This window comes from Pseudomonas xantholysinigenes (assembly GCF_014268885.2).
Lineage (GTDB): Bacteria > Pseudomonadota > Gammaproteobacteria > Pseudomonadales > Pseudomonadaceae > Aquipseudomonas > Aquipseudomonas xantholysinigenes.
Window position 1 is genome coordinate 3,960,018 of sequence record NZ_CP077095.1, and the last position, 18,870, is coordinate 3,978,887.

20 protein-coding genes and 1 pseudogene are annotated in these 18,870 nt (G+C 65.1%); 11 read left to right on the forward strand and 10 right to left on the reverse strand.

From position 1 onward, the window contains the following. The first annotated feature begins 95 nt into the window (after positions 1-95). Positions 96-977, forward strand: coding sequence for a LysR substrate-binding domain-containing protein (locus HU772_RS17565; protein ID WP_186661774.1), 882 nt, complete (start codon positions 96-98; stop codon positions 975-977). 147 nt (positions 978-1,124) lie between these two features. Here the strand turns inward: HU772_RS17565 and HU772_RS17570 are convergent, their stop codons facing one another. The 6 genes and pseudogenes from HU772_RS17570 to HU772_RS17595 all read right to left on the reverse strand — a co-directional run bounded on the left by HU772_RS17570 (position 1,125) and on the right by HU772_RS17595 (position 7,627). After that, a complete protein-coding gene (locus HU772_RS17570; protein ID WP_186661776.1) occupies positions 1,125-2,540 on the reverse strand; it encodes an amino acid permease in 1,416 nt (471 codons plus the stop codon). Positions 2,541-3,229: 689 nt separating this feature from the next. Next, a complete protein-coding gene (rluB, locus tag HU772_RS17575) occupies positions 3,230-4,300 on the reverse strand; it encodes a 23S rRNA pseudouridine(2605) synthase RluB (protein ID WP_186661777.1) in 1,071 nt (356 codons plus the stop codon). Between the two features lie 220 nt (positions 4,301-4,520). Then, positions 4,521-5,288 (reverse strand): annotated as a pseudogene (gene scpB, locus HU772_RS17580) (SMC-Scp complex subunit ScpB); the annotation flags it as partial. An 11-nt stretch (positions 5,289-5,299) separates the two neighbouring features. Further along, positions 5,300-6,127, reverse strand: coding sequence for a segregation and condensation protein A (locus HU772_RS17585; protein WP_496198484.1), 828 nt, complete (start codon positions 6,125-6,127; stop codon positions 5,300-5,302). Continuing rightward, complete coding sequence (locus tag HU772_RS17590; protein WP_217858729.1) at positions 6,124-6,753, reverse strand: L-threonylcarbamoyladenylate synthase; 630 nt, start codon at positions 6,751-6,753, stop codon at positions 6,124-6,126. Before HU772_RS17590 ends, HU772_RS17585 begins: the two co-directional genes overlap by 4 nt. A gap of 13 nt (positions 6,754-6,766) precedes the next feature. Beyond that, positions 6,767-7,627 (reverse strand): PHP domain-containing protein, encoded by an 861-nt coding sequence (locus tag HU772_RS17595; RefSeq protein WP_186661782.1) that lies wholly within the window; start codon positions 7,625-7,627, stop codon positions 6,767-6,769. Between the two features lie 67 nt (positions 7,628-7,694). On the opposite strand from HU772_RS17595, the gene HU772_RS17600 reads away from it, so the two are divergent. The 6 genes from HU772_RS17600 (at position 7,695) to HU772_RS17625 (ending at position 11,899) form a co-directional block, all read left to right on the forward strand. Then, complete coding sequence (locus HU772_RS17600; protein ID WP_186661784.1) at positions 7,695-8,291, forward strand: septation protein A; 597 nt, start codon at positions 7,695-7,697, stop codon at positions 8,289-8,291. A 1-nt stretch (position 8,292) separates the two neighbouring features. Beyond that, positions 8,293-8,592 carry a YciI family protein gene (locus HU772_RS17605; RefSeq protein WP_186661786.1) on the forward strand — a complete coding sequence of 100 codons (300 nt, stop codon included), beginning with the start codon at positions 8,293-8,295 and terminating at the stop codon, positions 8,590-8,592. A 163-nt stretch (positions 8,593-8,755) separates the two neighbouring features. Next, positions 8,756-9,148, forward strand: a complete 393-nt coding sequence (locus HU772_RS17610) for an SH3 domain-containing protein (protein ID WP_186661787.1) — start codon at positions 8,756-8,758, stop codon at positions 9,146-9,148. Positions 9,149-9,155: 7 nt separating this feature from the next. Then, positions 9,156-9,833, forward strand: a complete 678-nt coding sequence (locus tag HU772_RS17615) for a response regulator transcription factor (protein WP_186661788.1) — start codon at positions 9,156-9,158, stop codon at positions 9,831-9,833. A 249-nt stretch (positions 9,834-10,082) separates the two neighbouring features. Then, entirely contained in the window at positions 10,083-10,499 is a 417-nt protein-coding gene (locus HU772_RS17620; RefSeq protein ID WP_186661789.1) for a Spy/CpxP family protein refolding chaperone, read from the forward strand. 11 nt (positions 10,500-10,510) lie between these two features. Next, positions 10,511-11,899, forward strand: a complete 1,389-nt coding sequence (locus HU772_RS17625) for a sensor histidine kinase (RefSeq protein WP_186661790.1) — start codon at positions 10,511-10,513, stop codon at positions 11,897-11,899. Positions 11,900-11,931: 32 nt separating this feature from the next. On the opposite strand, the gene HU772_RS17630 is transcribed toward HU772_RS17625, so the two are convergent. Beyond that, entirely contained in the window at positions 11,932-12,489 is a 558-nt protein-coding gene (locus HU772_RS17630; protein ID WP_186661791.1) for an NAD(P)H nitroreductase, read from the reverse strand. Between the two features lie 170 nt (positions 12,490-12,659). Between HU772_RS17630 and HU772_RS17635 the strand changes: the two genes are divergently transcribed. Next, complete coding sequence (locus tag HU772_RS17635) at positions 12,660-14,114, forward strand: TrkH family potassium uptake protein (RefSeq protein ID WP_186661792.1); 1,455 nt, start codon at positions 12,660-12,662, stop codon at positions 14,112-14,114. Here the strand turns inward: HU772_RS17635 and HU772_RS17640 are convergent. Further along, complete coding sequence (locus tag HU772_RS17640; protein ID WP_186661794.1) at positions 14,071-15,117, reverse strand: AraC family transcriptional regulator; 1,047 nt, start codon at positions 15,115-15,117, stop codon at positions 14,071-14,073. The genes HU772_RS17635 and HU772_RS17640 overlap by 44 nt on opposite strands. Positions 15,118-15,271: 154 nt before the next feature. On the opposite strand from HU772_RS17640, the gene HU772_RS17645 reads away from it, so the two are divergent. Next, positions 15,272-15,583: an Mpo1-like protein gene (locus HU772_RS17645; RefSeq protein ID WP_186661796.1), complete on the forward strand. Its 312-nt coding sequence runs from the start codon at positions 15,272-15,274 to the stop codon at positions 15,581-15,583. Positions 15,584-15,766: 183 nt separating this feature from the next. Here the strand turns inward: HU772_RS17645 and HU772_RS17650 are convergent, their stop codons facing one another. Next, positions 15,767-16,582 carry a UDP-2,3-diacylglucosamine diphosphatase gene (locus HU772_RS17650; protein WP_186661798.1) on the reverse strand — a complete coding sequence of 272 codons (816 nt, stop codon included), beginning with the start codon at positions 16,580-16,582 and terminating at the stop codon, positions 15,767-15,769. Between the two features lie 123 nt (positions 16,583-16,705). On the opposite strand from HU772_RS17650, the gene HU772_RS17655 reads away from it, so the two are divergent. Both HU772_RS17655 and HU772_RS17660 read left to right on the forward strand, forming a co-directional pair. Next, positions 16,706-17,473: a helix-turn-helix transcriptional regulator gene (locus HU772_RS17655; RefSeq protein WP_186661800.1), complete on the forward strand. Its 768-nt coding sequence runs from the start codon at positions 16,706-16,708 to the stop codon at positions 17,471-17,473. Positions 17,474-17,652: 179 nt separating this feature from the next. Then, complete coding sequence (locus tag HU772_RS17660; protein WP_186661802.1) at positions 17,653-18,540, forward strand: DMT family transporter; 888 nt, start codon at positions 17,653-17,655, stop codon at positions 18,538-18,540. Here the strand turns inward: HU772_RS17660 and HU772_RS17665 are convergent, their stop codons facing one another. Continuing rightward, positions 18,541-18,822 (reverse strand): Rdx family protein, encoded by a 282-nt coding sequence (locus HU772_RS17665; RefSeq protein WP_186661803.1) that lies wholly within the window; start codon positions 18,820-18,822, stop codon positions 18,541-18,543. Between the last annotated feature and the right edge of the window lie 48 nt (positions 18,823-18,870).

The window sequence follows — 18,870 nt, forward strand, 5'->3', positions numbered from 1 at the left end:
AATGACTCATGGGAGGATTTCGAATACGCCAATGTTCCTGTAGTTTCGCGCCAGGGGCAAACGGATATTCCTGCCGCTATCGATGAGCTTTATGAATGAATTACCGCCACCTCACCCCCTCGATGTCGCTGCTGCTGGCCTTCGAGGCCGCCGCCCGGCATGAAAGCTACACCCGCGCCGCCGCCGAGCTGTCGCTGACCCAGAGCGCGGTCAGCCGCCAGGTGCAGGCGCTGGAGCAGCAGCTTGGACTGACGCTGTTCCGCCGCGAGGGCCGCCAGGTGCAACTGACCGATGTCGGGCGCCTGTACCAGCGCGAACTCAGCGAGGCCTTGGGGCGCATCCGCAGCGCCACCTTGCAGGCCCTGGCCTATCAGTCCGGGGTCGGCACCCTGCGCCTGGCGACGCTGCCGACCTTCGGCTCGAAGTGGCTGCTGCCGCGCCTGCATGCCTTCTACGCCGCGCACCCGGGCATGCTGGTGCACATTCATTCACGGATCGAAGCGATCAACTTCGACACCAGCGAAATCGACGCCGCCATCGGCGTGGCCAGCCATGACCTGCCCGGGCTGATCTGTCATCGCCTGCATGCCGAGGAACTGGTGGTGATCCTGCCGCCGCAAGCCCGTGACGATGCGCCGTGGACCCCGGCGCGGATCAGCGCGGAGGTCTTGCTCAATGTCGCCAACAACCCGCATGCCTGGGGGGAATGGTTCTCCCACCACGCCCTGCCCCACCGCGCCATGCGCCTGGGACCGAGTTTCGAGCTGACCTCGCACCTGATCCAGGCGGTGCGGGCGGGGATAGGCATTGGCCTGGTGCCGCGGATCCTGGTGACCGATGAGCTGGCCAGCGGCGAGCTGTTCAGCCCTGGGGCGCCGTTTGCCAGCCAGCGCAGTTACTACCTGATCTATCCTCCGCGCAACGAGGCATTGCCATCGTTGCGAGCGTTTCGTGGCTGGCTGCTGGAACAGATCTGACGGCCCTTTCGCGGGCAAGCCCGCTCCCACAGGTTCTGTACCCACCGCCCCTGTGGGAGCGGGTTTACCCGCGAAAGGGTCGGGACAGACAACAAAAAACCCGATGCCGGTTACCCGGCATCGGGTTTTCCAGAAGCGCCTCAGCGCTTACTTGGCAATGCCGGCAGCGCCATTAGGCTGCGCACCACGCTTGCCCTTGAGCATGTAGGCCACATACATCACCACCAGCCACACCGGCATCGCGTACACCGACACCTGGATGCCCGGGATCTGCAGCATGATGCCCAGGATCAGCACCACGAACGCCAGCACCAGGTAGTTGCCGTAGGGGTACCACAGCGCCTTGAATAGTGGCTTCTGGCCGGTACGATCAAGATGCTGGCGGAACTTCAGGTGCGAGTAGCTGATCATCGCCCAGTTGATCACCAGGGTTGCCACCACCAGCGACATCAGCAGCTCCAGGGCGTTCTGCGGCATCAGGTAGTTAAGCAGCACCGCGATCAGGGTCACGGCCGCCGATACCAGGATCGAGCGCACCGGCACACCGCGACGGTCGACCTTGGCCAGGGCTGCCGGGGCATCGCCCTGCTCGGCCATGCCCAGGAGCATGCGGGCGTTGCAGTAGGTGCCGCTGTTGTACACCGACAGCGCCGCGGTCAGGACCACGAAGTTCAGCAGGTGCGCGGCCACATCACTGCCCAGCAGCGAGAACACCTGGACGAACGGGCTGCTGCCATAGCTGCCGCCGGAGGCGTCGATGCTGGCCACCAGGGTGTCCCACGGGGTCAGCGACAGCAGTACCACCAGGGCACCGACATAGAAGATCAGGATGCGGTAGATGACCTGGTTGATCGCCTTGGGGATCACGCTCTTCGGCTTGTCGGCCTCGGCAGCGGTGAAGCCGAGCATTTCCAGACCACCGAAGGAGAACATGATGAACGCCAAGGCCATGACCAGACCGCTGACACCGTTGGGGAAGAAGCCACCATGCGACCACAGGTTGGCCACGGTCGCGTCCGGACCGCCGCTGCCGCTGGTCAGCAGGTAGGCGCCCAGGCCGATCATGCTGACGATGGCCACCACCTTGATGATGGCGAACCAGAACTCGGCCTCGCCGAAGAATTTCACGTTCATCAGGTTGATGGCGTTGATCAGCAGGAAGAACGCCGCCGCCGTGACCCAGGTCGGGATCTCAGGCCACCAGTAGTGAACGTACTTGCCCACCGCCGACAGCTCCGACATGCCCACCAGGATGTACAGCACCCAGCAGTTCCACCCCGACAGGAAGCCGGCGAAACCGCCCCAGTACTTGTGGGCGAAATGGCTGAAGGAGCCGGCCACCGGCTCCTCGACGATCATCTCGCCGAGCTGGCGCATGATCATGAAGGCAATGAAGCCGCAGATGGCATAGCCGAGGATCATCGAAGGCCCGGCGGACTTCATCACGCCGGCCGAGCCCAGGAACAACCCGGTGCCGATGGCGCCACCCAGGGCGATCAGCTGGATATGACGGTTCTTCAAGCCACGCTTGAGTTCACCAGACTGTGAATTATGTCCACTCATGAACGAAGTCACCTGCTTGTTTTTATCTGTGACGGAATCGGACCCACCGCGCTCGTGGCGCAGCGGAATGGGCAAGGTGGTTACCTTGGATACTTGTGACAGGTAGTCGCACGAGGCCGCGAGGCCAGGGGCGGATCAACCGGGTGTCAGCAAGCGTGCGCGGTACGCAAGGGAGTCACAGGTAAAACGCGGCGCATTGTATAACCCTGCAAACGCGCAGGCGTCAACGCGTTGCATCGTTTCCTGTGGAAAAAACGCAGCGGTCCCGGGGAGATAGCCTGAAAAGGCGAAGTGATCGGCGTGCATGACGCCTCCATTTGTTTGTTGTTCTTGGTGCCTGGCGATCCTGCCTGGCTTTGTACACGCAATGGCGCTATCTCAGCGGTTGGGAGGGGGTTTGGGAAGGGGGCCATGGGTAGCGCGACGGCTCTGGAGCAGGGCATTCGGAAAGTTTTTGTTACACTAGATCGCACAACCTTGGAAAACGGCCTTATTCGTATAGTTTTCTTTACGGCGCGGTTCAAAAAGTTTCCAGCCCTCAGGGAAATTTCTTTTTGATCAGAGGCTTGAGCTATTTTTCAGCCCTTGGATTCGCAGGAGCCAGCCTTGCCGGCGAACGTGCGGCAACGTCTTTTCCGCGCGCACAAAAAAGCCAGCCCGAAGGCTGGCTTTGGCAACACCGGGAGAGATCAGCCGCGCGGCTTCTCGCGCCCACGGCCACGCCCCGTCGGCTTATCGCCGTCAGGACGCGCCGGACGCTTGCGCATCTCGCTCGGGCGCTCGGCCACGGTGCTACCGCGACCACCCTTGCGTGGCGCGGCGTCTTCACGCGGGGCACGGGCCGGGCGCTCGCTCTGGCCTTCGCCGGCCGGGCGCAGGGTGCGCACACGCTCGCCACGCCCCAGTGGACGGCTCGACTTGCGCTGCAGACGCTCGAGCTTGTCCTTGGCCTTGAGCTTCATCTCCGGCAGCGCTACCGGCTGCAGGCCGACTTCAGCGGCAAGGATGTCGATCTCGCCCTGGCTCATTTCGCGCCAGCGGCCCATCGGCAAGTCGGAGTTGAGGAACACCGGGCCGAAACGCACGCGCTTCAGGCGGCTGACCACCACGCCCTGGGACTCCCACAGGCGACGCACTTCCCGGTTGCGGCCTTCCATCACCACGCAGTGGTACCAGTGGTTGAAGCCTTCGCCACCAGGGGCTTTCTGGATATCGGTGAACTTGGCCGGGCCGTCTTCGAGCATCACGCCGGCCTTGAGGCGGTCGACCATGTCGTCGTCGACCTCGCCACGCACACGCACCGCGTACTCGCGGTCCATCTCGTAGGAGGGGTGCATCAGGCGGTTGGCCAGTTCGCCATCGGTGGTGAACAACAGCAGGCCGGTGGTGTTGATGTCCAGGCGACCGATGTTGATCCAACGCCCCTCTTTCGGGCGCGGCAGGCGGTCGAACACGGTCGGGCGGCCTTCCGGGTCGTCGCGGGTGCAGATTTCGCCATCGGGCTTGTTGTACATGATCACCCGGCGGGTGGCCTCGGCGGCCTCGACGCGCTTGATCAGCTTGCCGTCGACGGTGATGGCGTCATGCAGGTCGACGCGCAGGCCGAGCGTGGCCTCGACACCGTTGACCTTGATGCGGCCCTGGCTGATCCAGGCCTCGACGTCACGGCGCGAACCGACGCCAATGCGCGCCAGCACCTTTTGCAGTTTTTCGCCGGATGGCGGGGTGGGTTGTTGGTCTTGCAGGTCTGTGTCACTCATCTGGGCACCTCCCGGTGTAGTAGTGAAAGCGGGCGCGAATCATACGCGCAACGCACTGGAGAGTAGAGCGTTTTGTGTGGTTGGACGTGATTTTCTGCCAAATGGGCTTTGTGTAATCAGGTCCGGCCTCTTCGCGGGCAAGCCCGCTCCCACAGGTGGTGAGATCCCTGTGGGAGCGGGCTTGCCCGCGAAGAGGCCAGCTCAGGCGGTAGATGAATCAAGGCGGCAACTTGCCCTCGCCCTGCTCCGAGGCCTCAGGCTCTTCTTCGCGCAAATCATCGAAATCGGTCTTGAGCCCTTCTTCCATCGCATCCAGCTCCACCAGCAGCGAGCGGAAACTGGTCTCTTCCTTGGGTTCCACCTCTTCACCCGCCTCGCCCAGGCTGGCATCGGCCAAGGCTTGCAGATGAGCGGGCACAGGCGCCTCGTCCGGATCGAGCTCAGGCTCAAGCTCCATCTCACGCAGCTCGGCCAGTGCCGGCAGTTCATCGAGGCTCTTGAGGTTGAAGTGATCGAGAAACGCCTTGGTGGTGGCAAACATGGCCGGCCGCCCGGGCACCTCGCGGTAGCCGACGATCCGGATCCACTCACGCTCCATCAACGTCTTGATGATGTTGCTGTTCACCGCCACGCCGCGCACATCCTCGATCTCACCGCGGGTGATGGGCTGGCGGTAGGCGATTAGCGCCATGGTTTCGAGCAGGGCCCGCGAGTAACGCTGCGGGCGTTCCTCCCACAGGCGACCCACCCAGGGCGCGTAATCTTCGCGAATCTGCAGGCGATAACCGCTGGCCACTTCCTTGAGTTCGAAAGCCCGCCCCGCACAGGACTTGCCGAGCACTTCCAAGGCTTTCTTGAACACACCTGGCGCCGGGCGCTCGGCCTCCTCGAACAGCTCGTACAGGCGCTCGAGGGACTGCGGCTTGCCCGAGGCGAGCAGGAAGGCCTCGATCAACGAGGCGAGTTCGCGGGGTTCATTCAGGTTCATCGGTCGTCAGGTCACTCTGCCCGGGCACGGACGTGGATCGGGGCAAAAGGCTCATTCTGCACCAGTTCGATCAGCGATTCCTTCACCAATTCGAGAATCGCCATGAAGGTCACCACCACACCCAGCTTGCCCTCCTCGACCGTGAACAGCTCGACGAACGGCACGAAGCCCCCGCCCTTCAGGCGTTCGAGCACGTCGCTCATGCGCTCGCGGGTCGACAGCACCTCGCGGGTGATCTGGTGGCTTTCGAACAGGTCGTTGCGGCGCATGACCTCGGCCATCGACAGCAGGATTTCTTCCAGCGCCACCTCCGGCAACAGTTTGCGCACCTTGGCCTGGGGCGCTTCCAGGCGTGGCACGACGACCTCGCGGCCAACCCGGGGCAGCTCATCGATGCCTTCGGCGGCGGCCTTGAAACGCTCGTACTCCTGCAGGCGACGAATCAGCTCGGCGCGTGGGTCGCCTTCTTCTTCCTCGATCTCGCTGGAACGCGGCAGCAGCATGCGCGACTTGATCTCGGCAAGCATGGCAGCCATCACCAGGTACTCGGCGGCCAGTTCCAGACGCACGCTCTTCATCAGCTCGACGTAGCCCATGTACTGGCGGGTGATCTCTGCCACGGGGATGTCGAGGATGTCGATGTTCTGCTTGCGGATCAGGTAAAGCAGCAGGTCCAACGGGCCTTCGAAGGCCTCGAGAATGACTTCCAGGGCGTCCGGCGGGATGTACAGGTCCACCGGCATCTCGGTCAGGGCTTCGCCGTAGACCAGGGCCAATTGCAACTGCTGCGGCGCTTCAGCCTCCAGGGCCGGCGCCTCGGGCGCTTCCAGCTGGCTCACGCGTTGACCAGGAACGGCGTGGGGTCGCCGCAGCCTTCGCGGATCAGTTCCGGCTCGTCTCCGGACAGGTCGATGATGGTGGAGGCCTTGAGGTCGCCGAAGCCGCCGTCGATCACCAGGTCGACGTGGTGCTCCAGGCGCTCGCGGATCTCGTAGGGGTCGACCATCGGCTCAGCGTCGCCCGGCAGGATCAGGCTGACGTTCATCAGCGGCTCGCCAAGCTCTTCGAGCAGCGCCAAGGTGATTGCATGCTTCGGCACGCGCAGGCCGATGGTACGGCGCTTTTCGTGCAACAGCAGGCGCGGCACCTCGCGGGTACCGTTGAGAATGAAGGTGTAGGGCCCGGGCACATGGGCCTTGAGCAGGCGGAAAGTGCCGGTGTCGACCTTGGCGTACAGCCCGAGCTGCGACATGTCACAGCACATCAGGGTGAAATTGTGGGTCTTGTCCAGGCCGCGCAGCTTGCGCACCCGTTCGATGGCGGCCTTGTTGCCGATCTGGCAGCCCAGCGCATAGGCCGAGTCGGTCGGATAGACCACCACACCGCCCTTGCGGATGATCTCCACGGCCTGCTTGATCAGGCGCGGCTGCGGGTTCTCCGGATGAATCTGGAAAAATTGGCTCACGAAGTCGTCCTGTTCATACCGCCATAGGCTGTTCATGTCGGAATCTGCGCCACAGGGGTGGCAGGTCCTCGGGCAAGGGCCGGTAGGCACCGATCTCGCCCCAGGTGCCAGGGCCGTGGAAATCGCTGCCGGCGCTTGCCAGCAGGCCGAACTCACGGGTGAGGATCGACAGCGTCCCCACCTGTTCGGGCGGCATCATCCCATTGACCACTTCCAACGCCTGCCCTCCTGCCTGAATATAGTCGGCAATCAGCCGTCTGCGCTTGCTGCGGGTCAGATCGTAATGCATGGGATGGGCCAGGCTCACCCAGGCATTGGACGCACGCAGGGTGGCGACGGTTTCCTCGAGGGTCGGCCAGTGCAGCTTGACGTCGCCCAGCTTGCCCGCGCCCAGCCACTTGCGAAACGCCTCGCCGCGGTCCTTGACGAACCCGGCACGCACCATGAATTCGGCGAAATGCGGCCGTGCCGGGGCATTGCCGCTGTCGCCCAGTTCCTGCTGCACCGCTCGCGCGCCTTCCAGCGCCCCCGGCATGCCCTTGGCCGCCAGCTTGCGGTCGATTTCCTCGGCGCGCAGCCAGCGCCCGCGATGCAGGCCCTCGATCGCCTCGAGCAACGGCGCGGCGTCGAGAGGGAAGTCATAGCCGAGCACATGAATGGTCGCGCCACCCCAGGTGCACGACAATTCCACGCCACTGACCCAGCCCATGCCGCGCTCGGCGCAGGCCTGGCGCGCCTCGGGCAGGCCATCGATGGTGTCGTGGTCGGTGAGCGACAGTGTGCGCACCCCGTGCTCATGGGCCCGGGCGACCAGCGCCGTGGGCGACAGGGCGCCGTCGGAGGCCGTGCTGTGGCAGTGCAGATCAACATTCATGGAGGAGCGCTTTCGCAGGAATCGATGTTTGTTATTATGCCGTCACATCCCGCTTCTGGCTGCCACTGTGAAACAATTCATCGATTTCATCCCGCTGCTGCTGTTCTTCATCGTCTACAAGCTCGACCCGCGACCGGTCGAAATCGCCGGCCACGGCTTCGAATTCGGCGGGATCTACAGCGCCACGGCGATGCTCATCGCCAGCTCGGTGGTGGTCTACGGCGCGCTGTTCCTGCGCCATGGCAAGCTGGAAAAGGGCCAGTTGCTGACCCTGGTCGCCTGCCTGGTGTTCGGTGGCCTGACCCTGGCCTTCCACAGCGAGACCTTCCTCAAGTGGAAGGCTCCGGTGGTCAATTGGTTGTTCGCCCTGGCCTTCGCCGGCAGCCACTTCATCGGTGACCGGGTACTGATCAAGCGCATCATGGGCCATGCCCTGACCCTGCCGGACGCCATCTGGACCCGCCTGAACCTGGCCTGGATCGGCTTCTTCCTGGTGTGCGGCGCGGCCAACCTGTTCGTCGCCTTCACCTTCCAGGACTTCTGGGTCGACTTCAAGGTGTTCGGCAGCCTGGGCATGACCGTGCTGTTCCTGGTGGCCCAGGGTGTCTACCTGTCGCGCCACCTGCACGATGCCGACCCCTCCACCTCCAAACCCAAGGACTGACATGCTCTACGCCATCATCGCCAGCGACGTGGAAAACTCCCTGGAACAACGCCTGGCCGCCCGCCCCGCGCATCTTGAACGCCTGCAGCAACTCAAGGCCGAAGGCCGCGTGGTCCTGGCCGGGCCACACCCGGCCATCGACAGCAACGACCCGGGCGCTGCCGGTTTCAGCGGCAGCCTGATCGTCGCCGAGTTCGACTCGCTGGCCGCCGCCCAGGCCTGGGCCGATGCCGACCCGTATATTGCCGCGGGCGTGTATGAGCGGGTCGTGGTCAAGCCGTTCAAGCAAGTCCTGCCCTGATCCAGAACCGCAGCGCCTCATTCGCGGGTAAACCCGCTCCCACAGGTGTCGCACACCGCTGTGGGAGCGAGTTTACCCGCGAATGAGGTTGACTCGATACCCGCCTCATCTAATCCGACAACCGGCCGACAACCTCCTGAACCGATTCGAATCAGGAGTTCCAATGCGTCAAGGCCCGATGTCCCTGTTGCTTTGCCTGTTGCTGCTGTCCCCTTTCGCCACGGCCGAGCAGCCGCTGTCGCTGGAAGCCGGGGCGCGGATCACCGACTTGCAGCAGCGCCTGGAAGAGAGCGAGAAACAGCGCGACGCGCTGACCCAGCAACTGCAACGTCAGGACAGCGAGCGCGAGAGCGCCCAACTGACCCGCCTGCGCCAGGACAACCAGCGCCTGAAACTGGCGGTCAAGGAGCTGCAGGCCGGCGCCAGCGCCCCCCAGCAGTGGCTGACCGAGCAGCAGCAATGGTTCCTGGTCGGCGCGGTCGTTGCACTGTTGTCGGCCGTCTGCGGTATCTTAGCCAGCGGCGGACACAGAAGACGCCGTCAATGGTTGAATTGAGTGAGACATGAGCGAGCTGTTACTGATTGATGATGACCAGGAACTGTGCGAGCTGCTCGGCAGCTGGCTGACCCAGGAAGGGTTCGCGGTACGCGCCTGCCACGACGGCCAGAGCGCGCGTCAGGCCCTGGCCGCCCATGCCCCGGCGGCGGTGGTGCTGGATGTCATGCTGCCCGACGGCAGCGGCCTGGAACTGCTCAAGCAACTGCGCAGCGAACACACCGACTTGCCGGTGCTGATGCTCTCGGCCCGCGGCGAGCCATTGGACCGCATCCTTGGCCTGGAACTGGGCGCCGACGACTACCTGGCCAAGCCCTGCGACCCTCGCGAGCTCACCGCCCGCCTGCGCGCGGTGCTGCGCCGCAGCCACCCCAGCGCGCCCGGCAGCCAGGTCGAGGTCGGCGACCTGGTGTTCAGCCCGGTGCGCGGCGTGGTCAGCATCGACCAGCGCGAGATGACCCTCACCCTGTCCGAAAGCCGCATCCTCGAGGCGCTGCTGCGCCAACCCGGCGAGCCGCTGGACAAGCAGGAGCTGGCGCAGATTGGCCTGGGCCGCAAGCTGACCCTGTACGACCGCAGCCTGGACATGCACGTCAGCAACCTGCGCAAGAAGCTCGGCCCGCACCCGGACGGCCGCCCGCGTATCGTCGCGCTGCGTAGCCGGGGTTATTACTACAGCCTTTGACAGGCAACACGATCTCTGTAAGCGGCCTTGTGTCGCGATGGGGCGCGAAGCGCCCCCAGAATCGCGGCGGCATGCAAAATTGCCGGGGCTGCTGTGCAGCCCATCGCGACACAAGGCCGCTCCTACAGGGTCCGCGCGGTGGCTACCGACATCTTTACCCAGCCTTTACCCTCGCCTGACCGCCCTTGACCTTGATCTCCCTAGACTGGGCTCATCCGGTAACCACCGGCCCATGACAGGAGAGACGCCATGCGCAAGACCCTTATCGCCCTGATGTTCGCCGCCGCCCTGCCGACCGTGGCCATGGCCATGCCTGAAGGTGGTCCGCGCCACGACGGCCCGCATCACCGCGGTGATGCGCCTTTCGCCCAGCTGGACCTGAGCCGCGAGCAACGCCAGCAGATCGGTAAACTGATGGGCGAGCAGATGCAGCAACGCCGCGAAATCACCGAGCGCTACATCAACAAACTGCCCGCCGGCGAGCAGAAAGCCCTGAAAGACGAGCTCAAGGCCAGCCACGACAAGACCGACAGCCAGGTCCGCGCGCTGCTCAAGCCCGAGCAGCAGAAGAAGTTCGACGACCTGCAGAAGGAACGCGCCGCACGCAAGGCCGAATGGAAGGAATTCCAGGCCTGGAAGGCTGAAAAAGCCGGCAAGGCCCAGTAAGCTGTCCACCGATGCCCGACCCGCGCCCCAGCGGGTCGGGCTTTCGTCATTTCCTGGAGGTGCTCGTCTTGCGTTCACTGTTCTGGCGCATCCTGGCCAGCTTCTGGCTGGCCATCGCCCTGGTCGCCGGCCTGTCGATCCTGCTCGGGCACATGCTCAACCAGGACACCTGGATTCTCAGCCGCCACCCCGGCCTGAGCAACCTGGCCAGCCGCTGGGCACAGCACTATGAACAAGAGGGCGTGGAGTCGGCCCAACGCTTCCTCGAGCGCCGCAAGCACCACTACAAGATCGATGTACAGGTGCTCGACGACAGCGGCGAGGCCGTGGTGCCCGGGACCTTCCCACGCCGTGCCGCCGCCTTCGAGGCGCGCCAGCACAACGATGAGCGCCGCCTGCCCTGGCGCCGCCTGACCGAGGAATACACCAGCCCCGGCAGCGGCGAGACCTACCTGCTGATCTACCGCATTCCTCACCCCGAACTGGCCGCCTGGCATCGCGAAAGCCTGATCTGGCCGCTCAGTGCCCTGGGCATAGCCCTGGTGGTGCTGACCCTGTTCAGCCTGCTGGTGACCCTGTCGATCACCCGTCCGCTCAGTCGCCTGCGCGGCGCCGTGCATGACCTGGGGCAGACCAGCTACCAGCAGAACAGCCTGGCGCGCCTGGCGGTGCGCCGCGACGAATTCGGTGTGCTGGCCAACGACTTCAACAAAATGGGCGCGCGCCTGCAAAGCCTGATCGGCAGCCAGCGCCAGTTGCTGCGCGATGTCTCCCACGAACTGCGCTCGCCGCTGGCGCGGCTGCGTATCGCCCTGGCCCTGGCCGAACGCGCCGAGCCCGAACAGCGCCAGGCGCTATGGCCGCGCCTGACCCGCGAGTGCGACCGCCTGGAAGATCTGATCAGCGAGATCCTGGTGCTGGCCCGGGTCGATGCCGAGCAGGCCCACGCCGAGCCGGTGGATCTCAATGCCCTGCTCGGCGGCGTGCGCAAGGATGCCCAACTGGCCGCGCCGGAACAGGACGTGCGACTGGAGGCACAGCCAGGCCTGACCCTGCACGGCTGGCCAACTTTGATCGAACGGGCGCTGGACAATTTGTTGCGCAATGCCCTGCGCTTCAACCCGAGCGGCCAGCCGATCGAGGTGCATGCCCGGCGCGAACAGGATCGCATCGTGCTGAGCGTGCGCGATCATGGCCCGGGAGTGGCGGCAGAGCACTTGGCGCAGCTGGGCGAGCCGTTCTTCCGGGCGCCGGGGCAGGACACAGCGGGGCATGGGTTGGGGCTGGCGATCGCGCGCAAGGCGGCGGAGCGCCATGGTGGGACGCTGGTATTGGCCAACCACCCGCAGGGCGGGTTCATTGCGACGCTGGATTTTCCCTGCGAGAGTGCTATTGGCTGACGAATCCTGGGGCTGCTTTGCAGCCCCAACAGTCACTCGCCCCAGGCGCTGACGTACTGCGCGGTTTCCAGCACCGGCGCCGTGCGCGGCTCACCCAACGGCGTGCCGACATACAGGTAGCCGATCACCTCTTCATTGGCCTCAAGCCCCAACCCCTCGTGCACATGGGCATCGAAGGCCATGTCGCCGGTACGCCATACCGCGCCGATGCCCTGGGCATGGGCGGCGATCAGGATGCCATGGGCCGCGCAACCGGCCGCCAGGCGCTGCTCGATCTGCGGCACCTTGAAATGTTCCTGCAAGCGGGCAATCACCACGATCAGCAGCGGCGCGCGCAACGGCATGGCACGGGCCTTGTCCAGCGCGGCCTGGGTCGCATCGCCCTTGGCCTGCACGGCCTCGGCAAACAGCTCGCCGAGCTTTTCGCGGCCCTGCCCCTCGATGGTCAGGAAACGCCAGGGCCGCAACTGGCCATGGTCCGGCGCACGCAGCGCAGCCAGGAACAATGCCTCGCGTTGCGCGGCGTTGGGCGCAGGTTCGGTCAGGCGTGGCACGGAAACACGGTTGAGCAATGCGTCGAGAGCCTCCATGGGCTACCCTCCTGGCAGATTGAAAGTGCGGCCATTCTCAAGCGGCAAGCATCAAGCTGCAAGCCACAAGAAAAAGCAGCCTTCGCAAGCCGCATTGGCGCTTGGCCCTTGCAGCTTGCAAGTTGCGGCTTAAAATGGCGCCCTTTCCGTAACGAGTCAGAGCAGATCACATGGCGTTGCCGACCTTAAGGATCATTGGTTTCATCATCGGCATCTTCCTGATCACCCTGGCAGTGAGCATGGTGGTGCCCATGGCGACCCTGGTGGTCTTCGAGCGCACCGGCGACATGCCGTCGTTCCTCTGGGCCAGCCTGATCACCTTCATCGCCGGCCTTGGCCTGGTCATTCCCGGTCGCCCCGAGCACGTGCACCTGCGTCCCCGCGACATGTACCTGCTGACCGTCAGCAGCTGGCTGGTGGTATGCGTGTTCGCCGCCCTGCCCTTCCTGCTGACCCAGCACATCAGCTACACCGACGCCTTCTTCGAGAGCATGTCGGGCATCACCGCCACCGGCGCCACGGTACTCAGCGGCCTGGACACCATGTCGCCGGGCATCCTGATGTGGCGCTCGATGCTGCACTGGCTGGGCGGCATCGGCTTCATCGGCATGGCGGTGGCGATCCTGCCACTGCTGCGCATCGGTGGCATGCGCCTGTTCCAGACCGAGTCCTCCGATCGTTCGGAAAAGGTCATGCCGCGCTCGCACATGGTCGCCAAGTCGATCGTCGCGGTATACGTCGGCATCACCGTGTTCGGCAGCCTGGCCTTCTGGTGGGCTGGCATGAGCCCGTTCGACGCGATCAACCATGCCATGTCGGCGATTTCCACCGGCGGTTTCTCCACCTCCGACCAGTCGCTGGCCAAGTGGGATATCCCCGCGGTGCACTGGGTTGCGGTGGTGGTGATGATCATGGGCAGCGTGCCGTTCACCCTCTACGTGGCCACCCTGCGCGGCCATCGCCGGGCGCTGATCAAGGACCAGCAGGTCCAGGGCCTGCTGGCCATGCTGGTGGCCACCTGGCTGGTGCTCGGCACCTGGTACTGGGCGACCACCGACCTGCACTGGCTCGACGCCCTGCGCCACGTGGCACTGAACGTCACCTCGGTGGTCACCACCACCGGCTTCGCCCTGGGCGACTACAGCCTGTGGGGCAACTTCTCGCTGATGCTGTTCTTCTACCTCGGCTTCGTCGGTGGCTGCTCCGGCTCCACCGCCGGGGGGATCAAGATCTTCCGCTTCCAGGTCGCCTACATACTGCTCAAGGCCAACCTCAACCAGCTGATCCACCCGCGCGCGGTGATCAAGCAGAAGTACAACGGCCACCGCCTCGACGAAGAGATCGTGCGCTCGATCCTGACGTTCTCGTTCTTCTTCGCCATCACCATCTGCATCATCGCCCTGCTGCTGTCGCTGCTGGGCGTGGACTGGATGACCGCGCTGACCGGCGCCGCCGGCACCGTCTCCGGCGTTGGCCCGGGGCTCGGCGAAGTCATCGGCCCGGCCGGCAACTACGCGACCCTGCCCGATGCCGCCAAGTGGATCCTCGCCGGCGGCATGCTGCTAGGCCGCCTGGAGATCATCACGGTGCTGGTGTTGTGCATGCCGGCGTTCTGGCGTCACTGACCGCCAGGCGCAAGCGGTATTCGCTCGGCGTGGCGTCGAACCAGCGGCGGAACGCCCGGTAGAAGTTGCTCGGGTCGGCAAAGCCCAGCAGGTAGGCGGTTTCCAGCAAGGTGGTGCCGGGCTGCGCCAGGTATTGCTCGGCCAGTTCGCGACGGGTGTCGTCGAGCAGGGTCTGGAAACTGGTGCCCTCGTCCTGCAGCCGCCGCTGCAAGGTGCGTTGCGACAGGTGCAGGGCCTGGGCCACAGTTTCGCGCTTGGGTTCGCCCTGGGGCAGGATGCGGCACAACACCTGGCGCACCCGGTGGGTCACGCGGCTTTCCGAGAAGCGCGCCAGGTATTCCCCGGCAAAGCGGTCGTGCAGCACCGCCATCGCCTCGTTGGCCGTAGGCAAGGGTGCTTCCATGTCGGCGCGCTCGAACACCAGCGCGTCATGGGCCGCGCCAAATTGCAGCGGGGCATGGAACGCCGCCTTGTACGGCTCGACACTGCTGGGCTGGGCGCCCTGGATCAGCACCCGCCGCGGCTGGATCGGCCGCCCGCTGAGCCAGGTGCACAGCGCCAGGGCGCAAGCCAGCGACGCTTCGCCACTGTGACGGGTCGGCGGCAGGTGATCGCCGTGCACGGTCAGGACCAGGGCATAACCTTCGGGCTCCAGGCGAAAACTCAGGTCCGAGCTTTCGGCGATGATCCGCTGATAGCGCACCAGCCGGGCGAACCCTTCGGCCAGGGTGCGGCTGGACATCAAGGCATAACCGACCACATGGAACGACGCCGGGCGCACCACCCGCGCCATGTTCAGGCCGATGGCCTGGTTGCCGGACAGCTCCACCGCCAGTTGCCACAGGCGGGTCATGGAATCCTGGGTGAAACGCGCATCCGGGTCGTCGAGGGCGGCGAAATCCAGCCCCAATTGCTTGAACATGGCCGGGCAATCGAGCCCCTCCAGCTCAAGCGCCTTGACGATCCCTGATGCCCAGCTGGCTGACGTGGTTCTCTCGCTCATGACAGGCTCTTGTGCCGACCGCTCCTGCGGTGAATCGAAAGGATACTCAATTGGCGCTTATTGTCACTGGCCACTGCCCCCAATGACTCTAGACTCGATTCAGGCTCCACGCCGTATATCCTGACGCCACGCCCGCAGATCCGGAAAGCACGCCATGACCAGCACCGCGCAGTTCCGCAGTTTTGCCGAGTTCTACCCGTACTATCTGGGCGAGCACAGCAACCCCACCTGCCGACGCCTGCACTTCGTCGGCACCGCCCTGGTGATTGCCCTGCTCGCCTACACCGTCGGCAGCGGCAAGTGGCTGTTGCTGCTGGCCGTGCCCCTGGCCGGCTACGGCTTCGCCTGGGTCGGACATTTCTTCTTCGAGAAGAACCGCCCCGCCACCTTCAGCCATCCGTGGTACAGCCTGATCGGCGATTTCGCCATGTTCCGCGACATCCTGCTGGGGCGCATCGCCCTCTGATTGCAGGCTCGGCGGCAGCAACTGACTTGCTGATCTTTCTCGATCTGGCGCGATCCCTGTGGGAGCGGGCTTGCCCGCGAACACCGGCGCAGCCGGTGCCAGCCACCGCGTAGCCTGCTTCACCAGTCAAGCTGGCCTCTACAAGGAACGCCCGGCTTGCCCCGCAATACCACCGCGATTCGTTCAGGCCGTCTCGCCCAGCGCCGCCAAGCGTCGCGCCGTTTCCCGTGCCTGGGCCTCGGCGAACCGGTACAGCTCGATCTGCCCGTCCCAATGCTCGATCAGCGCCGTGCACGACTCCACCCAGTCGCCACAGTTGAGGTATTGCACCGCACCGACCTGACGGATCTCAGCGTGGTGAATGTGCCCGCACACCACGCCCTGGAAGCCACGCCGGGTGCACTCATGGGCAATGGCGTCCTCGAAGTCACTGATGAAGTTCACCGCGCCCTTGACCTTGTGCTTGAGGTAGGCCGACAACGACCAGTAGCCATACCCGTAACGGGCGCGCCAATGGTTGAGCCAACGGTTGAGGACCAGGGTAACCTCGTAGGCGCGATCACCCAGGAACGCCAGCCAGCGGTGGTAGCGGGTAATCACATCGAACTGGTCGCCATGGATCACCAGCAAGCGCCGACCATCGGCGGTCAGGTGCTCGGCCTCGTCCACCAGCTGGATATTGCCGAGCATCAGCTTCGAATAACGGCGCAGGAACTCGTCATGATTGCCGGTGACGTAGATCACCTCGGTGCCGCGCTTGCTCATGGTCAGCAAGCGGCGGATGACGTTGGTGTGGGCTTGCGGCCAGTAGATGCCGCTGCGCAGCTTCCAGCCGTCGATGATATCGCCGACCAGGTAGATGCGATCGGCCTGGTAACCCTTGAGAAAATGCGCAAGGTGTTCAGCCTGGCAATCCCGGGTGCCCAGGTGCACATCGGAAAGCCACAGGGTACGGACACGCTGCTTGCGTGACGGGCGGGCGGGTTCGGCGTGGGTCATGGGCAGGCTCCGGCGCTGTTTGCTGGAGACTGGCAGCCGCAGGTGACAGGTTGGTGGCAATCCGGTGACGATCCGAGCGCCGGTACTGGGTGTACACTGCGCGTCTGCCCACGAGGATCGACCATGACCACCGGCCCGCTGCTTTCGCTGCGCCATTACCGCCATGACCTGATCGCCCACAGCCATGAACACGCGCAATTGGTGTTCGGCCTGGGCGGGCGCCTGGAATTCGAGGTGCAGGGCCGCGGCGCGCAGATCATTCGACAAGACCTGATGGTGGTCCCGGCCGGTGCCCACCACACCTGCGGCAGCCCGGCCGGCAGCCATTGCCTGGTGCTGGATGTCCCGGGTGGGCAATGGCTCGACCTGCACCTGGGCGAGCATGTCGACGGCAGCCGCCGCCTGCTCGACCGCCCCGGCCCCTTGGGCCTGAACAGTCGCCAGCAGCAGTTGGTCGACTGGCTGGCGGCAAGCCCGGTGGACGACCCGTTGATTGCCCGCCAGGGCGCGGTGCTGTTGCTGGCCAGCCTCAACCCGCAAGCCGGAGCCCCGGTACTGACCAGCAGGCGCCTGCCCTATGCCGCCTTCGACCGACATATCGAACAGCACGCCGCCTACCCATTGCAGGTCGCCGACCTGGCGCGGCTGGCCGGGCTGTCCAGCGCGCGACTGCATGCGCGCTTTGCCAGCGAGTGCGGCGTGACGCCAATGGACTATATCCGCCAGCAGCGGCTATCGATGGCCCGGCGCCTGTTGCGTGAGACGCTGTTGCCGGTGGGCGAGGTCGCGGCGCGGGTGGGGTATGGCTCGCAGAGCGCCTTCAGCGCGGCGGTGATGCGGGTGTTCGGGTGCACACCGTTGGCGTTGCGGCGCGAGTCTGGCGACAACTGACGCAAGACGCGCGACAGACACGGGCAGACCGGGCTCTTACACTGAGCGCCACGATTTTCTCTCCCTGTGTCGGCCTCTTCGCGGGTAAACCCGCTCCCCACAGGCCAGTGCGAAACCTGTGGGAGCGGGTTTACCCGCGAAGAGGCCAGCACAGGGACCTGCGCATGCAAAGGACCACCATGAACCACCGCACTGCCCTCGGCGCCCTGCATATCGGCGCGCTGTTCTTCGGCCTGACCGGCGTCTTCGGCAAGCTGGCCGCCAGCGCCAGCCCCTCGATCATCGTCTTCGGCCGCGCCGCCTTCGCCGTGCTCGCCCTGGGCCTGTTCGCCAGCCTGGCCCGCCAGGCCTGGACGCCACTGCGTGGCCAGGACCTGCGCCGCCTGCTGCTCGGCGGCGTGCTGCTGGCCGGGCACTGGGTGAGTTTCTTCATCGCGGTCAAGGTCGGCGGCGTGGCCATCGCCACCCTCGGTTTCGCCAGTTTCCCAGCTTTCACGGTGATCCTCGAAGGCCTGCTGTTCCGCGAGCGCATTCGCCGCAACGAAGCGCTGCTGGTCATCCTGGTGAGCATCGGCCTGGTGCTGGTCACCCCAGCGTTCGACTTGGCCAGCGAGGCCACCAGCGGCCTGCTCTGGGCGTTGCTGTCGGGCCTGCTGTTCTCGCTGCTGTCGTTGACCAACCGCGCCGGCTCCGGGCGTCTGCCGGCGGTACAGGCGGCGCTGTGGCAGAACCTGGTGGTAAGCCTGTGCCTGCTGCCTTTCGCCGCCCCCGGCCTGGGTGCCGTGGCACCGCTGGATTGGCTGTGGATCGCCCTGCTCGGCATTTTCTGCACCGGCGTGGCCCACAGCCTGTTCGTCGCCAGCCTGGCGGTGATCAAGGCACGCACCGCGGCGGTGGTGTTCGCCATGGAGCCGGTCTACGGCATCGCCGTGGCCTGGGTGGTGTTCGCCGAAACCCCGACCTTGCGCATGCTCGCTGGCGGCGCGCTGATCATCTTCGCCATCGTGCTGTCCAGCCGCCTGGCCGCCGAACAGCCCGCCCGCCAAGCCGTGGCCGAAGGCACCTGATCAACGATCGTTGTGACCGAGGTCGCGCTGCGGGTCGATCTGGTCACGCACTCGCTGCTTGAGCACCTTGGCCTCGGGGAAGCCGCCATCGGCCTTGCGCTCCCAGATCTGCACACCGTCGCAGGTGATGTGAAACACCCCGCCCGTGGCAGGGGCCAGGGCCACCTGGCCCAAGTCGTCGGCAAAGGTGCTGAGCAACTCCTGGGCCAGCCAGGCGGCGCGCAGTAACCATTGGCACTGGGTGCAATACGTGATGACAATTTGCGGCTTGTTGTCGGCCATGTCGGCGAACTCCGTGGGAAGGGCCGCTTATACTAGCGGTCTTTACCC